Raw genomic sequence first — 18397 nt, forward strand, 5'->3', positions numbered from 1 at the left:
CGATGCAGCAGGTGCAGTGATGGCGAACATCAATCAAAGCTTGAATCAGACGAGCATCAAACAGCGCCTGAGCGTGACCCATGTGCAGACCACGGTGAACATGCTGGTGGTCATGCAAGGCATGCAGAAACTGGACGCCGAGCTGGGCGAGGTTCGTTCGAAAGTCAGCAACTTCAAGAAAAGCATCGAAGACAGCGGCCTGGGCGGGCTGGATTTTTCCGGCCTGATCAAGGGCGGTGGCCTGGCCGCGCCCTTCGTGGCGGGGGTCAATTCCGCCATCGAATTCGAGAACCAGGCGGCGCGGGCCAAGCTGGTGGCGCAGGGCATCGAACCGCCCAAGGATGTGCTGGGCGAGACGGGCACCAACCTGAAGGCCTTCAGCGACAGCGTCGACGATATTTCGCAAAAGTTCGGCAGCGCGCTGCTGCCGGCGGTCAACTCGGTAGTGACCGCCGTGCAACCGCTGCTGGGCTTTGTGGCGAAGGTCATTGAAAGCAACCCGCAACTGGTCCAGGGCCTCGCCGCCGGCGCCTTGGCCTTCACCGCGATCCGCGGCGCCATGACCCTGGCTTCGTCCGCCGTGACCCTGTTCAGCAGCGGCCTGCTGGCCTCGCCCATCGGCCTGGTCGCCCTGGGGATCGCGGTGGCGGCTGGCCTGATCGTGGCCAACTGGGAGCCGCTGTCGGCGTTTTTTGTCACCCTCTGGGCAAGCATCAAGGACGCCGCCACGCAACTGATGGCGGGGTTGAGGACTGTCTTCGGCTGGACCCCGCTGGGCATGGTGATCGCCAATTGGGGATCGATCACCGGATTTTTCGCCGGTCTCTGGGAACAGCTCAAGACGATGGCCGCGTCAGTGGTCGACTTCTTCAAGCAGGTGTTTTCCTGGACGCCGTTGGGGCTGGTGATTGAGAACTGGACGCCCCTGAGCGGCCTGTTTTCGGCGCTCTGGGAGTTGCTCAAGGCGTTGTCCGTTCCGGCGATGGATTTCCTCAAAGGCCTGTTCGACTGGACACCGCTGGGGATGGTGATCAACAACTGGGGAGCGATCAGCGGTTTCTTCGCCTCGCTCTGGGCTGACCTGCAAGGTCCGGCGCAACGGGTCAAGGCCTTCTTCATCGGGCTGTTCGACAGCTCGCCACTGGGGATGGTGGTCAACAACTGGGGCGCGATCAGCGCCTACTTCGCTTCGCTCTGGGCCGGCCTGCAAGGTCCGGCGCAACAGGTGAAGGACTTCTTCGTCAGGTTGTTCGATACCTCGCCACTGGGGATGGTGATCAACAACTGGGGTGCCATCAGCACCTACTTCGACTCCATCTGGGCCACCCTGAAAAGCGCGGCACAGGTCATCAAGGACTTTTTTGTCACCCTGTTCGAGTGGTCGCCCGTGGGGCAGGTCATCGCCAACTGGCAGCCCATCAGCGACGTGTTCGCGGCCCTCTGGGAGGTGTTGAAAGCCCTGGCGGCGCCGGCCATCGAGTTTATGCGCGGTATGTTCGAGTGGTCGCCCCTGGGGCAGATCATCAAGAACTGGGAGCCGATCACCGAGTGGTTCAGTGGCCTGTGGCAACGGCTGCAGGCGGTGATCGCACCGATCAGGGAACTGTTCGACGGTGGTTTCGCCGGCTTCGTCGCCCGCGTCACCGGCAAGGTCGAAAACCTGACCGAGGCGCAGCGGCAAACCAATGCCGAAGGCAAAGGTGCGCTGGCGCCGGCGTTTTTCGGTGGTGGCCAGCCGGCACCGGGTTCTTCGGCGCTTTCCGGCAGCCTGCCGCAAAGCTCCACCTCGCTGCTGCAACAGAGCGCGGCCAACAACCGCACGCAATTGCAGGGCGGGCTGACAGTGAGTTTCGAAAACGCCCCGGCGGGCCTGCGTACCAGCGCGCCGCAAATCAACCAACCCGGCGTGGCGCTGTCGTCGCGTGTCGGCTATCGCTCACTTTCGCTAGGAGGTTCCAATGAGCTGGCGTGATCGTTTGTTGCCGGCGTCGTTTCGTGGCGTCGGGTTCTGGGTCGACCAGGCGAAAACCCCGGTCGGCCACAAGGGCCAGTTGCACGAGTACCCGCAGCGTGACCTGCCGTTCTACGAGAGCCTGGGGCGGCAGGCGCGGACCCACGACCTGACGGCGTTCATCGTCGGCGCCGATTGTCTGGAGCAGCGTGACAAGCTGCTCCAGGCGCTGGAGCAGGGCAGTGGCGAGCTGGTGCATCCGTGGCTGGGGCGCCTGCAGGTCAAGGTCGGCGAATGCGAGATGACCCAGAGCCGCCAGGACGGCGGCCTGGTGACCTTCACCCTGAAGTTCTACCCCGACCAGCCGTTGCAATTCCCCAGCGCCACGGTCAACACCCGCCAGTTGTTGCTGGTGTCGGCCGACAGCCTTATCGGCTCGGCGGTGCGCCGCTTCGAGGAGGCCATGACCCTGGTCAAGGCCGCGCGCATCGGCATCGCCGATCTGCGCAACAGCCTCAAGGAGGTCTACCAGACCATCGAGCAGGAGCTCAAGCCGCTGATCGACACCTACCGCGATCTCAATCTGCTGGTGCGGGCGATCAAGGACTTGCCCAAGGAAGTCAGCGCCGAGTTCAAGGGCTTGATGGGGGACATCAAGGACCTCAAGGACTATGCGCGCAACGGTTATCGCGGCGTGCTGGCCAACGTTTCGCAGCAGGTCGAGGCGGTGAAGAAGATCGACACGCCGAAACTCACCACCGGCAAGGACACCACCGCCGCGGCGCAAGCCATGGCGGACCTGGTGCAGGACGCCGTGCTGGTGCGGATCGCCCAGGCCGTGGCGTCGCTGCCGGTGGCGACCCCGGCGGTCAAGCTGAGCGGCACGCCGTCGCTGGCCAAGCAGGCGATCCAGCCGGTGACCCGTGCGGAAGTGCCGGTGGCCGATGAGGTGCTGGCGCTGCGCAACTCGATCAACGAAGCGATCTGGCAGGCGGCGGAAAAAGCCGATGCTGTGCACTACGAGGTGCTCAACGGCTTGCGCCAGTTGGTCTACGGCCATCTCACCGCGGTGGCTTCGTCCGGTGTGCGGCTGGTGGTGAAGAACCCGATGCAGAGCCTGCCGACGGTGGTGCTCGCCTACCGGCTGTTCGGCGACGCCACCCGGGCGCCCGAAGTGCAGCAGCGCAACGGCGTGGCCCATCCCGGTTTCCTGCCGCCGACCAACGTCAAAGTGGCGGGGGAGTGAGCCATGAGCAACTTCGATAACCGGGTGCTGTTGACGGTGGACGGCCAGGATTACGGCGGCTGGAAAAGCGTCGAAATCAGCGCCGACCTGGAGCGGCAGTTTCGCACCTTCAAGCTCGACGTGACCTGGCAATGGCCCGGGCAGACCCTGGACCAACGGATCCGTCCCGGCGCCAAGTGCCAGGTGCGCATCGGCGCCGACCTGTTGCTCAGCGGCCATGTGTTCAAGGCGCCGATCAGCTATGACGGTCGGCAGATCGGCCTGAGCATCGAGGGCAGCTCCCTGACCCAGGACCTGGTGGATTGCGCGGCGATCAACCAGCCCGGCCAATGGCGCGAACAGAGCCTGTTGAAAATCGTCCAGGCCCTGGCCGCGTCCTACGGCGTTGGTGTAGTCAGCGAGATCGCGGAAACCACGCGGCTGAGCAGCCACAGCATCGTGCCCGGGGAAACCGTGTTCCAGTCTATCGACCGCCTGCTGACGTTGTTCCGGGTGTTCTCCACCGACGACGCCGAAGGCCGGGTGCTGTTGGCCCGGCCGGGCAGCGGCGGGCGCGCGGTGGATGTGCTGGAGCTGGGCCAGAACATCCTTTCGGCCAGTGCGCCGATGGACTTCAGCCAGGTGTTTTCCGAGTACCGGGTGATCGGCCAGCACAAGGGCAACGACCAGAAAAGCGGCGCCGCGGTCAGCGAAGTGTCGGGCGTGGCCAGCGACAGCACGGCCAAGCGCAAGCGGGTCACGGTGATCAACGAGCCGGCCCAGCTGACCCAGGAACTGGCCCAGCAACGGGCCGACTGGGAAAGCGCCATCCGTACCGGCAAGGCCCTGACCAGCACCTACAAGGTGCAGGGCTGGCGCCAGAGCAACGGCGAGCTGTGGCGCCACAACACCCTGGTGCGGGTGATCGACCCGGTGCTGGGTTTCGACCAGGACCTGCTGATTTCCAAGGTCACCTACTCGCTCTCCGAGCAGGGCTCGATCACCACCCTGCAGGTGGCGCCGCCCCATACCTTCGACGCCAGCCCCGTGCCCCCCAAAACCTGACGTCGTTCCCCTTATGCATGTGTGGGAGCGAGCTTGCTCGCGATAGCGCTCCGCCTGACACCCCGTGCTGCCTCCATCGCGAGCAAGCTCGCTCCTACAGAGGTCAAGGAAAAACCATGAGCCTACTGACACGCCTGTTGGCGCGCGGCACCGTCGTGCTCGCCAACTCGGCCAACAAACTGCAATCGCTGCAAATGCGCCTGACCGCCGGCGAAGTGAACGACGACATGGAGCACTTCGAACCCTACGGCTTCACCAGCAACCCGCTGGCCGGCGCCGAAGGCATCGCCACCTTTCTCGGCGGCGATCGTTCCCATGCCGTCGTGCTGGTGGTCGCCGACCGCCGTTTTCGCCTCAAGGCCCTGGCCCCCGGCGAAGTGGCGATCTACACCGACGAGGGCGACAAGATTCATTTCAAGCGCGGGCGGATCATCGACATCGAGACCGCCACGCTCAATATCCGCGCCAGCAGCGCGGTGCACATCGACACCCCGACCCTGACCCAGACCGGCAAGATCGTCTCCCAGGGCGATCAGGTCGCTGGCGGCATCAGCCAGATCCAGCACGTGCATGGCGGCGTGCAGTCGGGTAGCGGGCAGACCGGCGCGCCGGCGGGAGGCCAATGATGTTCATCAGCCAAGACCTGCACCGCGCACTGACCCGTGCCGTGCTGATCAGCCTGTTCACCTGGCGCCGCGCGGCGGACGACGACCCGCTGGATGACGAGGAGCGCTTCGGCTGGTGGGGCGACAGTTTCCCCACCGTGGCCGACGACCGCATCGGCTCGCGGTTGTGGCTGCTGCGGCGGGTCAAGCTCACCCGCCAGACCCAGCTCGACGCCGAGTTCTATGCCCGCGAAGCCCTGCAATGGCTGATCGACGATGGCCATTGCAGCGCCGTCGAGATCATCAGCGAACGTCTCGACGACCAGCGCCTGAACCTGCGCACGACGCTGGTCCTGGCCAACGGTGAACGCCTGGACATCAACCCCGATAACAGTTGGCAGGTGACCTATGCCCTTTGATACCCCTTCGCTGCCGGTGCTGATCAAGCGCACCCAAAGCGACCTGGCCAGCGATGCGCTGCGCCAGTCCGATGCGCAAGTGCTGGCCCGCGCCCTCGGTGGCGCCGCCTATGGCCTCTACGGCTACCTGGACTGGATCGCCGATCAGATCCTGCCGGACAAGGCCGACGAGTCGACCCTGGAACGCATCGCCGCGCTGCGCCTCAACCAGCCACGCAAGGCCGCCCAGGCGGCCAGCGGTTCGGTGAGCTTCAGCGCCGCGGCGGGCGCCGTACTGGACGTCGATACCCTGCTGCAGGCCAGTGACGGCCGCACCTACAAAGTCACCGCCGCCCGCACCACCAGCGCCGGCAACAACAGCACCACCGTCCAGGCCCTCGACGCCGGCACCCTGGGCAATGCCGAGGCCGGCCTGGACCTGATCCCGGTGCAACCGATCCAGGGCATCGGCAACAGCTTCACCGTGCTCGCCCCCGGCCTGAGCGGCGGCGTCGCCGCGGAAAGCCTGGAATCGCTGCGCGCGCGGGTGATCCGCTCCTACCGCATCATCCCCCACGGCGGCTCGGCCCAGGACTATGAAACCTGGGCGCTGGAGTGTCCGGGGATTACCCGCGCCTGGTGCCGTGGCAGCTACCTGGGGCCGGGCACCGTGGGCCTGTTCGTGATGCGTGACGACGATGCGCAACCGATCCCGAATGCCGAGCAACTGGCGGAGGTAAAGGCCTACATCGAACCGCTGCGCCCGGTGACGGCCGAGTTGCATGTGCTGGCGCCGCAGCAATTGCCGGTGACCTACAGCCTGCGGCTGTCGCCGGACACCAGCGCGGTACGCGCGGCGGTCGAGGCGCAGTTGCGCGATCTGCACAACCGCGAGGCCGGCCTGGGCGACACCTTGTTGATCAGCCATATCCGCGAGGCCATCAGCAGTGCCGCCGGCGAGAACGATCACCGGCTCAGCGCGCCGGCCGCGGATGTCCCCGCCGCCAGTAACCAGTTGCTGACGTTCGGAGGTTGCGTATGGCTGGAGTAAGAACCGCCGCGCAGTACCAGAGCCAACTGCGCAGTCTGCTGCCCAGCGGCCCGGCCTGGGACCCGGAGCGGGTGCCGGAACTCGAGGAGGTGCTCGAAGGCGTCTCCCAGGAACTGGCCCGCCTCGACGCCCGCGCCGCCGACCTGCTCAACGAAATGGACCCGGCGGGCGCCAGCGAGCTGGTACCGGACTGGGAACGGGTGATGAACCTGCCCGATCCCTGCCTGGGTGCGACCCCGCTGTTCGACGACCGCCGCCTGGCCGTGCGCCGGCGGCTGCTGGCCGTCGGCAGCCAGGCGCTCGCCTACTACATCGAGATCGCCCGTAGCCAGGGGTATCCGAACGCCACCATCACCGAGCACGAAGCCCCGCGCATGGGCCGCGCACGGTTTGGTGACGCGCATTTCGGCACTTGGCAGGCGCAATTCATGTGGACGCTCAACACCGGTGGACGACTGCTCCTGGGCCGGCGCTTTGGCGCGAGTTACTGGGGCGAGCGTTTCGGCATGAACCCGGGCTCCGCCCTGGAATGCCAGATCCACCGCAGCGCACCGGCCCATACGCGGGTGCACATCAATTATGACTAGGGGATAGACCGATGGATTATCCGAAGAGTGTGCCCAGTGCCGGGTTGGTCAACGGCAGGTTCGTCGATGAGAACCCGCTGACCGGCACCCCGGGATCGCTGATTCCGGCGGACTGGGGCAATGGGGTGACCCAGGAACTGCTGGCCGTGATCACGGCGGCCGACCTGACCCCCAGCGAGGCGAACCTGACGCAGCTGCTGAGCGCGATCCGCAGCATCAGCCGCAAGAGCGCGGGGCTGGGCATTCAGCGCTTTACCGCCAATGGCAGCTTCACCGTGCCGGAGGGCGTGACGAAGATCTGGCTCAGTGGGTGTGCGGGTGGGGGCGGTGGCGGCGCCTGCCCCGGAGGCACGAGTGCGACTGCCTCCGGTGGGGGTGGGGGCGGTGCCGGGCAGCCGGTTATCCGCTTTCCTGTCACCGTGACGCCGGGGCAGGTCATTCCCGTGGTGATCGGCGCGGCCGGGGTGGGTGGCAATGGCGCGGTATTGGCGACCAGTGGGGGCAATACATGGGTCGGTACAGCTGGCTCCCTGTTGTCGCTGTCTGGCGGGAATGGAGGTCCTCCTGGGGTCAATCTCTCTGGTTATGTGCCAGGTCCTCCAGGAGGTAATGGCTTTCCGGCAGGAGGTGATGCTACGGATGTCTCGCCCAATACTGTTGCCGGTATAGGAGGGGCAGGGGCCGGCGGGCCATTCGGTGCTGGTGGAGGTATCGCAAGGTCGGGTACGTCCTCCGGGATTGCAGGTAAGCCGGCCTTTGGCTATGGCGCTGGCGGCAGTGGAGCTGGAGGCTACTACATTGCGGGTTCCGGCCTTGCACAACCTGGCGGGAACGGCGCCCCAGGTTTCATGCTGATCGAGTGGTGAACACATGAGCAAACAAGTTCTTTATTGCGTGACATCGGGGACGGTCATCGAGTGGCAGGACACTGAAGTACTGGCCTATACGGCGACAGCCGAGGGCAACAGAGTCCTGCAGGTGACGGCCGAGCAATGGAAGCAGAAGGAGGCACTGCACTACGTCTTCGATGGCGAGCTGATCAAGGTCGAACAGCCACCGCCTTCGTACGCCCACAGGTGGGACGGTGCTCAATGGACGCTCGACGCCGAGCAGGCGAAACAGCTGGAGCAGGAGGAAGGCGCGCGGCTTTGTGCGCTGCTCGATTCTGCCGCCGACAAGGTTCGTCTCGTGATCGTTGGCGATCCGCTGCGAACCTTGGAGTACGAAAGAGCTGCCACGCAGGCGCAATCCTTCAAGGACGCCGGTTACCCAGCCAAAGCTGTCCCGCTGTTCGTGAGTGCCTGGGCCGTCAAGGGGCGAACGGTCGAAGAGGCTGCCGAGGATATTCTGCGTAAATCCGCCGATTTCAATGACTGTTTGTTGACCCTGCGCACCCTGCGCTTGAAGGCTAAGGAAAAGATCAGGGCGCATGTTGCCAAGGGCAAGATGGAGCAGGCCAGGGCCGTAGCCGACGGTGCAGTCCAGGCGATTCACAACTGCGTTCAGTCTTGAACGTTAAACCTCTTCTAAAGGTTGTCCTTTTCTGACCTGGATCGGACAGCCCTCCCGGACGCCCACGAATCCAGTGGGCGTTTTCATTTTCACTCAAGGATCCCGGTCTGACAGAGCGGGAGGACAACGGTATGGATTATCCAAAAAGTATCCCCAGCGTCGGGCTGGTCAATGGCTGGTTTGTCGACGAGAACCCGCTTTTCGGATCAACGCCAGCTACAGGGGCGAGTGCGTCGGCATTAATCCGGGTTTCGCCCTAGAGCGCCAGATCCAGTGCACCGGTGCCCATGCGAGTGCATACCAATTATGACTAGGAGATAGACGGATGGATTATCCGAAGAGTGTGCCCAGTGCCGGGTTGGTCGGTGGCAAGTTCGTGGACGAAAACCCGCTGACCGGGACCCCGGGATCGCTGATTCCAGCCGATTGGGGTAACGGCGTTACCCAGGAAATTCTCAACGTCATCAAGGCGGCTGAATTGACGCCGGACGAGGTGAAGACTGACCAACTGTTGCAGGCGATCCAGGCAGTTGCCGCCAAAGGCTGGAATCAGGACCTGGCGTTGCCGCTCAATGCCTTGGCATTGCCGACCGTGGCGACGGCCGATGCCCGTGTGGCGGTGACGCCGACCGCGGTTTCGACCAGTGGTGGCAAGGTGTCGATTCCGGCGGGTGTGTACGTCAGCCTTGGTCAGGAGGTGGTGGCCGGCCAATTGGGCCGCTCACGCACCTTCATGACCAGCGCCTGGAGCAGTACGGAGCTGTTGCCCAGCTCTGGGTATTTCCTCAGGGCCCAAGTGATAGGTGGCGCCCTGACGTTTTACATGCAGCGCGGAACCATCTATGACGCGACTCCCGACTCGCTTAAAGGCGTCGTCAATGGCAGCGCCGGTGGCGGCTTTCAGTCGACGCCGCTGGATATGTGCCTGGCTTGGGTAGTCACGGGGGCGCCGGGCACGACGCCAACTGTGCGCCAGATTTACAACCGGGCGCGCCTGAGCTGGAGCCAGACCTTGAATGGGGCGGGCGCTATCTTCCTGCCTCTCGACCCGCATGCCCGTGCCGCGCGCCTGGTTGCGGGCAACCCAACGCCCTCCGCCAGTGCTGTGACTATGTTGGCCTTCCCTCAGGCAGGTTGGCTGGGCGGTAACTATTGTTTCCTGTCACCGGTTTCGACCAGCAGTTGGAACCATGCGGCAGGTTGGACGGACCCTGCCAATCCGACACCTTGCACCTTGTTCACCAACAATGTGGTGGGTGATGTGACGGTCACCTCACTGACCGCCAGTTTCGATCACACCCAGTTGCGGTCCCTTTGGCAGTCTTACCAGGCGGAGCACCTGCTGGGCGCCAATAACGCCGAAAGCGACGAGTTGTTGATGAGTATGGGCATAAAGACCCACCCGATTACCGATTACAGCGCTGGTATTGCCGTCAACTTTTCCAACGCGGTCAACGTTCACCTGTCCTGGGAGCTGATTCGATGAGAGTCATTCAAGAGATGCATCAGTTTGAAGGTGAAATGCGGCCTGTTCAGCCATCGCCCGAGCATGAGTGGGACAGTGCTCAATGGCGGCTTGTCCAAGTGGCAGAAACTTCTCCAGGGAAGGCGGTGATATCCGAGCCGACAGAAACCTCGGTAGCAATTATCGAAGACCCCGTAGAGGACTCGGCAATCCAGGAGCGTAAATGGCGTCAATCCGTTTTAGCGGAAACTCAATGGTTGTTGGCCCGTCATCGCGATGAACAGGAACTGGGGCGTGTGACGATGCTTACGGCCAAGCAATACCTGGAGCTCCTTGAATATCGGCAAGCACTGCGCGACTGGCCCGTTACCACGAAGTTTCCCTTGGCCACTGAGCGTCCCGCCGTTCCGGCTTCGTTAGTGAGCATTTTCAGTTCAGCTAACTGATGGAACACCGTATTTCCTTCAAATAGACCACCTGCAGTCAATGAGCTCCGACACCAAATCAAGAGGGCGTTTGGTTGGCTTATGCAAGGTTCTTTACGGTGCCGGCCAGTGAGTTGGCTAATAAAGAAGTTATCAGGAGTAAGACATTGGATTATCCAAAGAGTGTGCCCAGTGTAGGGCTGGTGAATGGAAAGTTTGTTGATGAAGACCCGTTGGCCGGCACGCCAGGTTCGCTTATTCCGGCAAGTTGGGGGAATAGTGTTACCCAAGAGATTCTCGGTGTAGTTCAGGCGGCGGGTATGGCGCCGGACGAGGGGGCGAATGATCAACTGCTGGGTGCATTACGCAGTCCAACGCTCTTTTCTACACCGCCTCGCTTCGATGTGAGTCGGTCGGTCGCTACTCCAGAGTTTGTACAGCGCGCGCTGGGTAATTACTCCAGCGCTCGAGGAATATCGGAAAGTACGCAACTGACCATTGCCGATGTAGGTTGTTCCATCGGCCTGGGTGGGACTACCGCCTTTACCGTCACCCTGCCAGATGTCTCGACTGTTCCAGATGGCGCGACGATCAGCTTGCATTGTCGTAGTAGCGCGCAGGTGACCGTGGCTAGCAAGAGTGGTGCGCAGATCAGTCCACAAGGGAACTATCTGAACTCCATCGTAATGAGCAGTGGTGAAAGTGCGAATCTGGTCCGGGAATGGGGAGTCTGGACCGTTTATGGTACGGCCAGCCTCAAGTACTCAGCATTGTACGGGGCGCAACTTTCGACGGCGGGTTATCAAAAATATCCGAGTGGCTTGATTGAGCAATGGGTGTTAGGTGGGTCTGACGCCAATGGCGTCATGTCCTTGTCATTACCTATAAAGTTTCCCAATGCAATATTGGGAGGTATTGCTGACGAAGGATACCCATCAGGCTGGGGCGGTGCGAATGTCACGGTCTGGTCGTTTGATTTGAATGCATCAAATACTTCAACAGCTGTTGCCCGTGTCAGATCGGTCGAAGTTGGGACTATCAGAGTTGCCGCGGGTATAACCGGGCGCATCGTTGTGTGGGGGCGATAACCATGAAGATTTATTTCTTTGCGAAAACCCTCGGCTTCGATGTTGTCGCCTCTGCAAACGAGGCTCCACCAGAAGGCGCGGTTGAAATCAGCCAGGCTGAATATGCCGAACTCTTTGCCGGGCAGGGCGTGGGCAAGCGGATTGCGGCCAATGACAACGGCGCGCCCATTCTTGTCGACCCTGCCGGCCCCTCGCCTGAACAATTGATTTCAATTGAACGCGTATGGCGTGACTCGGAGTTGCTCAAGACCGATGCGCTGGTCGCCAGACATCGTGATGAGCTTGAGTCTCAAGCCACCACCACCTTGTCCGATGCGGACTACAGCGCTTTACAAGCCTACCGTTGTGATTTGCGCAGTTGGCCAAAGTCCCGAAAGTTTCCTGCCGTCACAGATCGACCCGTGCTGAGAATGGCTTCCGGCACTACGGGGGCGACGGTGAAAAGAAAGAGAGTGAGAAAGCCGGTGCAGGTGGCCGAGCCCGTTTGAGTTTGTCGACTCCTTATTGGCCTTTGCCGAACGCTGAAGTTTTTTATGTTTAATTTTTATGAGGGCTAGACAGTGGACTACCCAAAGAGTGTACCTAGCGCCGGTTTGGTAAACGGAAAGTTTGTCGATGAAAATCCGATCGCTGGAACGCCAGGATCTCTGATCCCCGCGAGTTGGGGGAATGCGGTCACTCAAGAGATTGTTAATGCAATCGATGCGGCAGGAATGTCTCCTGTGGAGAATCAGAATAATCAACTGACGCTGGCCATCAAAGAACTGGCCAAGCTGGATCCGTTGCAAGCATTTCCGGTTCAGGTCTATCGAAAGAATCATGTGATTAATGGGAACTTCGATATCTGGCAGCGTGGGCCTGCCAACCAGGGGGCCAATATTGGAGGGTATGTTGCAGACCGGTTTCGTTGTGACTGGAACGGCAATGCTGGAGTCAATATTTCGCGTCAGAACTTTACTTTGGGACAAACAGAAGTTCCCAATGAACCACGGTTTTTTCTACGTTGGCAGCAAGTCACGGCCGGTGCAGGGGCCAATACACATAAGATTTCTCAATATATTGAGTCTGTCAGAACTCTAGCCGGAAAGCAGGCAACCGTGACTTTCTGGGCGAAAGCCGATGCAGAGAGAAACATCACGGTGACAGTCACCCAGTTTTTTGGTGGTGGTTCGGAATCTGTGGTCACGACGGTGGGAGTATTTAAGTTGACCAGTATATGGGCGCGTTATACAGCGACTGTGAAAATCCCATCGATTGCAGGCAAAGTCCTGGGCGGTGCGGAGAACGACTCTCTTAGGTTGGCCTTCGATTTGCCATTGAATGTCCTGCAAACAATCGATCTGGCGCAAATTCAACTTGAAGAAGGCGCGATTTCAACGCCTTTTGAATTTAGAACTCCCGCCGATGAGTTGATACTGTGTCAACGTTATTACGAGAAGACACTCAGACAGGACATTCAGCCAGGCGATACATCAAGCTCTGCCGTTGGGGCTCTCATATCTATCGTCATGGAGGGGCAGTCGGGTTCTTCTTCCCAACCCTTGGCGCAGTGGTCTTTCAAGGTAGAAAAAAGAACGACTCCCAGCATTGCCCTGTATAGGATCTCGCAGAGCGGAACGGTTGGTCAGTGGCGCTCCGGGAGCGACACGATTTCGTCCGGCAACGCGCGTCCCTATTCAGTCTCTACACGAGGAGCCTGGGTATATAACTCGGATGTGGCAGTGGCACCTCAGACCTATTACATCCATGCAACGGCAGATGCCGAACTATAGGGATAAAACCATATGAGCTATCAACTGACCGCTAATGGAGTCTATCGCCTTGCCGATTCGGTTTTTATTCCAGAAGACTTGGCCAATCGCGATTGGGCTGCCTACATGCAGTGGCTGAGTTATGGAGGGGAGCCACAAGCGATCACGATCAATGCTGAGTCGGACGGGGCTGAGCGTGTCTGGCGTGATTCGCAGCTGCTACAAACCGATGGCATAGTCGCAAGGCATCGGGATGAGCTGGAGGCAGGGATCGATACAACGATATCAAGCGCTGACTATGAGAACCTGCAAGCCTATCGCCGGGCTTTGCGTAGCTGGCCGGAGTCCTCTGGTTTTCCTTCTGTTGCCGCAAGGCCAATTCTTAATGTTGCTTTGACGGATAGTGCCGGGGCTGCGCCGAAGGCAGGTTTATCTGCTCAGGCAACTCAGGATATTGAGAGGGCTTGGCGTAACAAGATGCTTGAGTCGACTCAGTGGCTGATTATTCGTGACAACGAAGAATTGGAAATGGGTGAAGGGACGACGCTGAATACCGAGCAGTTCAAGGAGCTGCTGGCTTATAGGCAGGCGTTGCGGGACTGGCCTTCAGCTGCTGACTTTCCGGACGCTGAATATCGACCTGTCGAGCCAGCCTGGCTTGAAAGTGTTCTCCAGGAGCGTAAATGACCCTGTTTGTTCTGAACGTCCTCGATGCAGAGGAGGTAGACTGAAATGCCTGTCACCCTTGAAATGATTCAACGCATCATGCCCAACGCCCGCTCCCAAGCGGGCGTTTTTGTTTCTGCGCTTAACACCGCCATGGCGCACCGCTATATCAACACCCCCAAACGCATGGCCGCCTTCCTCGCGCAGGTCGGTCATGAGTCGGGGCAGTTGCGTTATGTGCGGGAGCTGGGCAATGACCAGTACCTGAGCAAATACGACACCGGCAGCCTGGCGGCCCGTCTGGGGAATACCCCGGAGGCCGATGGCGACGGCCAGAAATACCGGGGCCGTGGTCTGATCCAGGTCACCGGTCGCGACAACTACCGGCAATGCAGCCTCGGACTGTTCGGCGACGAGCGTTTGCTGGCGTTGCCGCAATTGCTGGAACAACCGCAGTGGGCCGCCGAGTCGGCCGCCTGGTTCTGGCAGCAGAACGGCCTTAATGAACTGGCTGACCGCGACCAGTTCAACAGCATCACCCGTCGTATCAACGGCGGCTTGAACGGGCTGGAGGACCGCCTGCAACTCTGGGCGCGGGCGCGGGAGGTGTTATGCCAGCCTTCGGCCTGATGCCGCTGTCTTACCGGGCAATGGCTGTCGTCGTACTGCTGGCCGTGGTGGCCGGCGTTGCCGGGACGCTGGCCTGGCAGGTCCAGGAGTGGCGTTTTGGCCGGCAACTGGCGGAGCAGGCCAGGCTGCACGGTGAAGCGCTGAATCAGCTGAACCTGGCGGCCGCTGCCCGGCAGCGGGACGAACAGGACAAACGCCTGGCCCTGGAGCAACAGCTGCAAGCCAGCGACCAAACCCATTACCGAGCCTTGAGCGATGCCCAACGTGATCAAGGTCGCCTGCGCGACCGTCTTGCCACTGCTGATCTGCGCCTGTCAGTCCTCCTCGACGCCCACGACAGCGCCGCCGGCTGTACAGTGCCTGCCACCGCCGCCACCGGCGGCCTGGTTCATGGAGCCCCGCGAGCCCGACTTGACCCGGCGCATGCTCAACGAATTGTCGGCATCACCGATGCCGGCGACCGGGGACTGATCGCCCTGCAGGCCTGTCAGGCCTATGTCAGGGCGCTAGGCCGCTAAACATTTTGATCCGTTGCGTGCCTTGCAAGCGCGTATCGCTCGTGTACGGTAAGACCTCCGCCAGCCCGATCAGGAGAGGACCGTGAACGAAATCACCCAGCTTGCCGCTGAACTTGGCAGGCGCTTGCAGGTTCTGAATACCCACGTCACCACCGCCGAGTCCTGCACCGGTGGCGGGATTGCCGAGGCCATTACCCGCATTCCGGGGAGTTCGGCCTGGTTCGAGGCGGGTTATGTGACCTACTCCAATCGGCAGAAGACCCAGCAACTGGGGGTGCCGGAAGCGCTGTTCGCTTCCGTCGGCGCGGTCAGCCGCGAGGTGGTCGAGGCGATGGTGCGGGGCGCGCAGGGCAAAAGCAGGGCACGTTATGCCGTGGCGGTCAGTGGCGTGGCCGGGCCGGACGGCGGCTCGCCGCAGAAGCCGGTGGGCACCGTATGGCTGGCCTGGGGCGTCGGAGAGGCGGTAACGGCCGAGTGCCGGCACTTTCCCGGGAATCGGGACGAAGTCCGCCGACAAACGGTGAAGGCCGCGCTAGAGGGCTTGCTGCAACATGCCGCGGCAGAAATCTCAAAACAGGGGTAGGCGATCCACGAACGCTGTGGAATAATACTGGCTACTTATACAGGTGTTGGCCGTCAGGCCTTATTGATTACGTGAGGACTTTAATGGACGACAACAAGAAGAAAGCCTTGGCTGCGGCCCTGGGTCAGATCGAACGTCAATTCGGCAAGGGTGCCGTAATGCGTATGGGCGATCACGACCGCCAGGCGATCCCGGCCATTTCCACTGGCTCTCTGGGTCTGGACATCGCACTCGGCATCGGCGGCCTGCCAAAAGGTCGTATTGTTGAAATCTACGGTCCGGAATCGTCCGGTAAAACCACCCTGACCCTGTCCGTGATTGCCCAGGCACAGAAGATGGGCGCCACCTGCGCCTTCGTCGACGCCGAGCACGCACTGGACCCGGAATACGCCGGCAAACTGGGGGTCAACGTTGACGACCTGCTGGTTTCCCAGCCGGACACCGGCGAACAGGCGCTGGAAATCACCGACATGCTGGTGCGCTCCAATGCCATCGACGTGATCGTGATCGACTCCGTGGCGGCACTGGTACCCAAGGCCGAGATCGAAGGCGAGATGGGCGACATGCACGTGGGCCTGCAGGCCCGCCTGATGTCCCAGGCGCTGCGCAAGATCACCGGTAACATCAAGAACGCCAACTGCCTGGTGATCTTCATCAACCAGATCCGTATGAAAATCGGCGTGATGTTCGGCAGCCCGGAAACCACCACCGGCGGTAACGCGCTGAAGTTCTACGCTTCGGTTCGTCTGGACATCCGTCGTACTGGCGCGGTGAAGGAAGGCGACGAAGTCGTCGGTAGCGAAACCCGGGTCAAGATCGTCAAGAACAAGGTGGCTCCACCGTTCCGCCAGGCTGAATTCCAGATCCTGTACGGCAAGGGTATCTACCTGAACGGTGAGATCATCGATCTGGGCGTGCTGCACGGTTTCCTCGAGAAGTCCGGTGCCTGGTACAGCTACCAGGGCAACAAGATCGGTCAGGGCAAGGCCAACTCGGCCAAGTTCCTGCAGGACAATCCGGAAATCGGCAATGCCCTCGAGAAGCAGATTCGCGACAAGCTGCTGGCTCCAAGCGCTGATGTCAAAGCTTCGCCGGTCAACGAGACCATCGATGACATGGCTGACGCGGATATCTGATCGATCCGATGACCGCCGTACTCGATACCCTCGTCGCGGTGCGGCGAACCGCAATGGACCTGCTCGCGCGACGCGAGCACGGTCGAGTCGAGCTGACGCGTAAACTGCGTCAGCGCGGCGCCTGTCCCGAGATGATCGAAACAGCCCTCGACCGTTTGACGGAAGAGGGGCTGTTATCCGAATCCCGTTACCTCGAAAGTTTCGTTTCCTATCGTGCCCGTTCCGGCTACGGCCCCATGCGTATTCGCGAAGAACTCAGCCAGCGCGGTTTGCAGCGTGCCGATATCGAGCTCGCCCTGCGTGAGAGCGGTATTGACTGGCAGGCGCAACTGGAAGAGGTCTGGCAGCGCAAGTTTGCCGGGCATTTCCCGATAGATGCCAAGGAGCGTGCCAAACAAGGCCGCTTTCTGGGCTATCGGGGATATTCGATGGACATGATCGGCCGCTTGTTGAGCGGCCGAAGGGTGGACGACTGACCTGTAGGGCCCGCGAATCGAATGCGCGGGCCGCTGCATTTGCGCTCAAGTGACCTTGATCGGTTCTCTGCTGCGTTGTGACGTCCTGGCCTGATTTACCGCCCAGTTTTCCGGCAGGTTGATGAAGTCGATCAGCTCGCGCAGGCGACCATTGTCGCGGGCGTTGAAGGTGAACGACAGGCGTGCCAGATGGCTGAACTCCGGTTCGTTGTGTTCTTCCACGTTGTAAGCATGTTGATGGAAGCGATCGCTCAGGCACAGGTCGGCGAAAGCCGTCTGCATCTGCTCGAGCGCCGGTTCGCTGAGCTTGTGATTCATGCGAATGACAAACTGATGTTTCAGCCAGCGACTGGAGTGGAAGTTGCTGTAGAACTGGTTGATTTCCTCCACCGCCTCCTCGGTGTTATGCGCCAGGCGCATCAGCTTCATGTCGGTTGGCAGGATGTAGCGGTTGTTCTCGAGCTGGTTGTGGATAAAGTCCAGCGCCCCTTGCCAGAAGGTTCCTCCCGGGACATCCAGCAGCACTACCGGTACCAGCGGGCTCTTGCCGGTCTGGATCAGGGTCAGTACTTCCAGCGCCTCATCGAGCGTGCCAAAGCCACCCGGGCATAACACCAGGGCATCGGCTTCCTTGACGAAGAACAGCTTGCGGGTAAAGAAGAAGTGGAAGGACAGCAGGTTCTCTGTACCGTCCACCGTCGGGTTCGCATGCTGCTCGAAGGGCAGGGTGATATTGAACCCCAGGCTATGATCGCGACCGGCACCTTCGTGGGCCGCGGCCATGATGCCGCCACCGGCACCGGTGATGACCATCAGGTCGGAGCGGGCCAGGGCCGCGCCGAGCTCTCGCGCCAGGCCATACAGCGGGTGTTCGATCGGCGTGCGCGCGGAGCCGAATACCGTCACCTTGCGTCGCCCCTTGAACTGTTCCAGTACGCGGAAAGCGTGTTCCAGTTCGCGCAGGGCCTGCAGGGTGATTTTCGCGTTCCAGCGGTTGAGGTCGTCCTGGGCCATGCGCAGGACGGTGAGAATCATGTCGCGATAAAGAGGGATGTTGGGGCTGTTGGGGGCGATCAGGTTGAGTTGTTCTTCGACCTTGCTGAGATCGATACCGTTGCTCTGAAAATGACGACTGAGGAGGTCATTCGGTTCGTAAGGCATTCAACTTCTCCTTCTGCACAGAACCTTTGACACGAACGAAGCATTCGTTGGCATCCCGACACTGCATGTGTCGCTGTCAGCCCGGCTTTGGCGGCTGATTCGCC

21 protein-coding genes are annotated in these 18397 nt (G+C 61.1%); 20 read left to right on the forward strand and 1 reads right to left on the reverse strand.

Annotated features, from left to right (window positions below):
* The first annotated feature begins 19 nt into the window (after window positions 1-19).
* The 20 genes from PVZ78_RS28945 to recX all read left to right on the forward strand — a co-directional run bounded on the left by PVZ78_RS28945 (window position 20) and on the right by recX (window position 17132).
* Entirely contained in the window at window positions 20-1972 is a 1953-nt protein-coding gene (locus PVZ78_RS28945; RefSeq protein WP_101281896.1) for a phage tail protein, read from the forward strand.
* Entirely contained in the window at window positions 1959-3197 is a 1239-nt protein-coding gene (locus PVZ78_RS28950; protein ID WP_101281897.1) for a DNA circularization protein, read from the forward strand. Before PVZ78_RS28945 ends, PVZ78_RS28950 begins: the two co-directional genes overlap by 14 nt.
* A 3-nt stretch (window positions 3198-3200) precedes the next feature.
* Window positions 3201-4241 carry a phage baseplate assembly protein gene (locus tag PVZ78_RS28955; RefSeq protein WP_009047313.1) on the forward strand — a complete coding sequence of 347 codons (1041 nt, stop codon included), beginning with the start codon at window positions 3201-3203 and terminating at the stop codon, window positions 4239-4241.
* Between the two features lie 116 nt (window positions 4242-4357).
* Complete coding sequence (locus PVZ78_RS28960; protein ID WP_009047314.1) at window positions 4358-4867, forward strand: phage baseplate assembly protein V; 510 nt, start codon at window positions 4358-4360, stop codon at window positions 4865-4867.
* Window positions 4867-5265, forward strand: a complete 399-nt coding sequence (locus PVZ78_RS28965; RefSeq protein WP_009047315.1) for a phage GP46 family protein — start codon at window positions 4867-4869, stop codon at window positions 5263-5265. Before PVZ78_RS28960 ends, PVZ78_RS28965 begins: the two co-directional genes overlap by 1 nt.
* Window positions 5255-6295 (forward strand): baseplate J/gp47 family protein, encoded by a 1041-nt coding sequence (locus tag PVZ78_RS28970; protein ID WP_009047316.1) that lies wholly within the window; start codon window positions 5255-5257, stop codon window positions 6293-6295. The genes PVZ78_RS28965 and PVZ78_RS28970 overlap by 11 nt, the downstream gene beginning before the upstream one ends.
* Window positions 6283-6882, forward strand: a complete 600-nt coding sequence (locus tag PVZ78_RS28975; protein WP_009042430.1) for a YmfQ family protein — start codon at window positions 6283-6285, stop codon at window positions 6880-6882. The genes PVZ78_RS28970 and PVZ78_RS28975 overlap by 13 nt, the downstream gene beginning before the upstream one ends.
* An 11-nt stretch (window positions 6883-6893) precedes the next feature.
* Window positions 6894-7748, forward strand: a complete 855-nt coding sequence (locus PVZ78_RS28980) for a glycine-rich domain-containing protein (RefSeq protein ID WP_273829639.1) — start codon at window positions 6894-6896, stop codon at window positions 7746-7748.
* Between the two features lie 4 nt (window positions 7749-7752).
* Entirely contained in the window at window positions 7753-8394 is a 642-nt protein-coding gene (locus PVZ78_RS28985) for a hypothetical protein (RefSeq protein ID WP_273829640.1), read from the forward strand.
* A 325-nt stretch (window positions 8395-8719) separates the two neighbouring features.
* Complete coding sequence (locus PVZ78_RS28990; protein ID WP_273829641.1) at window positions 8720-9880, forward strand: phage tail protein; 1161 nt, start codon at window positions 8720-8722, stop codon at window positions 9878-9880.
* Entirely contained in the window at window positions 9877-10305 is a 429-nt protein-coding gene (locus tag PVZ78_RS28995) for a phage tail assembly chaperone (RefSeq protein WP_273829642.1), read from the forward strand. Before PVZ78_RS28990 ends, PVZ78_RS28995 begins: the two co-directional genes overlap by 4 nt.
* A gap of 146 nt (window positions 10306-10451) precedes the next feature.
* Complete coding sequence (locus PVZ78_RS29000; RefSeq protein ID WP_273829678.1) at window positions 10452-11372, forward strand: gp53-like domain-containing protein; 921 nt, start codon at window positions 10452-10454, stop codon at window positions 11370-11372.
* 2 nt (window positions 11373-11374) lie between these two features.
* Window positions 11375-11860, forward strand: a complete 486-nt coding sequence (locus PVZ78_RS29005; RefSeq protein WP_273829643.1) for a phage tail assembly chaperone — start codon at window positions 11375-11377, stop codon at window positions 11858-11860.
* Between the two features lie 72 nt (window positions 11861-11932).
* Window positions 11933-13144, forward strand: a complete 1212-nt coding sequence (locus tag PVZ78_RS29010; protein WP_273829644.1) for a carbohydrate-binding protein CenC — start codon at window positions 11933-11935, stop codon at window positions 13142-13144.
* Window positions 13145-13156: 12 nt separating this feature from the next.
* Window positions 13157-13810: a phage tail assembly chaperone gene (locus PVZ78_RS31900; protein WP_411268957.1), complete on the forward strand. Its 654-nt coding sequence runs from the start codon at window positions 13157-13159 to the stop codon at window positions 13808-13810.
* Window positions 13811-13855: 45 nt separating this feature from the next.
* Window positions 13856-14419, forward strand: a complete 564-nt coding sequence (locus PVZ78_RS29025; RefSeq protein ID WP_023969836.1) for a glycoside hydrolase family 19 protein — start codon at window positions 13856-13858, stop codon at window positions 14417-14419.
* Entirely contained in the window at window positions 14401-14937 is a 537-nt protein-coding gene (locus tag PVZ78_RS29030; protein WP_273829645.1) for a lysis system i-spanin subunit Rz, read from the forward strand. The genes PVZ78_RS29025 and PVZ78_RS29030 overlap by 19 nt, the downstream gene beginning before the upstream one ends.
* Window positions 14938-15019: 82 nt before the next feature.
* A complete protein-coding gene (locus PVZ78_RS29035; protein WP_023969838.1) occupies window positions 15020-15520 on the forward strand; it encodes a CinA family protein in 501 nt (166 codons plus the stop codon).
* Window positions 15521-15603: 83 nt separating this feature from the next.
* Complete coding sequence (recA, locus tag PVZ78_RS29040; RefSeq protein WP_009047325.1) at window positions 15604-16656, forward strand: recombinase RecA; 1053 nt, start codon at window positions 15604-15606, stop codon at window positions 16654-16656.
* An 8-nt stretch (window positions 16657-16664) separates the two neighbouring features.
* Window positions 16665-17132, forward strand: coding sequence for a recombination regulator RecX (gene recX, locus PVZ78_RS29045; protein WP_009047326.1), 468 nt, complete (start codon window positions 16665-16667; stop codon window positions 17130-17132).
* Window positions 17133-17177: 45 nt separating this feature from the next.
* Here recX and PVZ78_RS29050 read toward each other — a convergent pair whose 3' ends face one another.
* On the reverse strand, window positions 17178-18293 hold the full coding sequence (locus PVZ78_RS29050) for a TIGR00730 family Rossman fold protein (protein ID WP_016702021.1): 1116 nt from the start codon (window positions 18291-18293) through the stop codon (window positions 17178-17180).
* Window positions 18294-18397: the final 104 nt, after the last annotated feature.

The organism is Pseudomonas sp. SBT1-2 (assembly GCF_028640875.1).
GTDB lineage: Bacteria > Pseudomonadota > Gammaproteobacteria > Pseudomonadales > Pseudomonadaceae > Aquipseudomonas > Aquipseudomonas chlororaphis_I.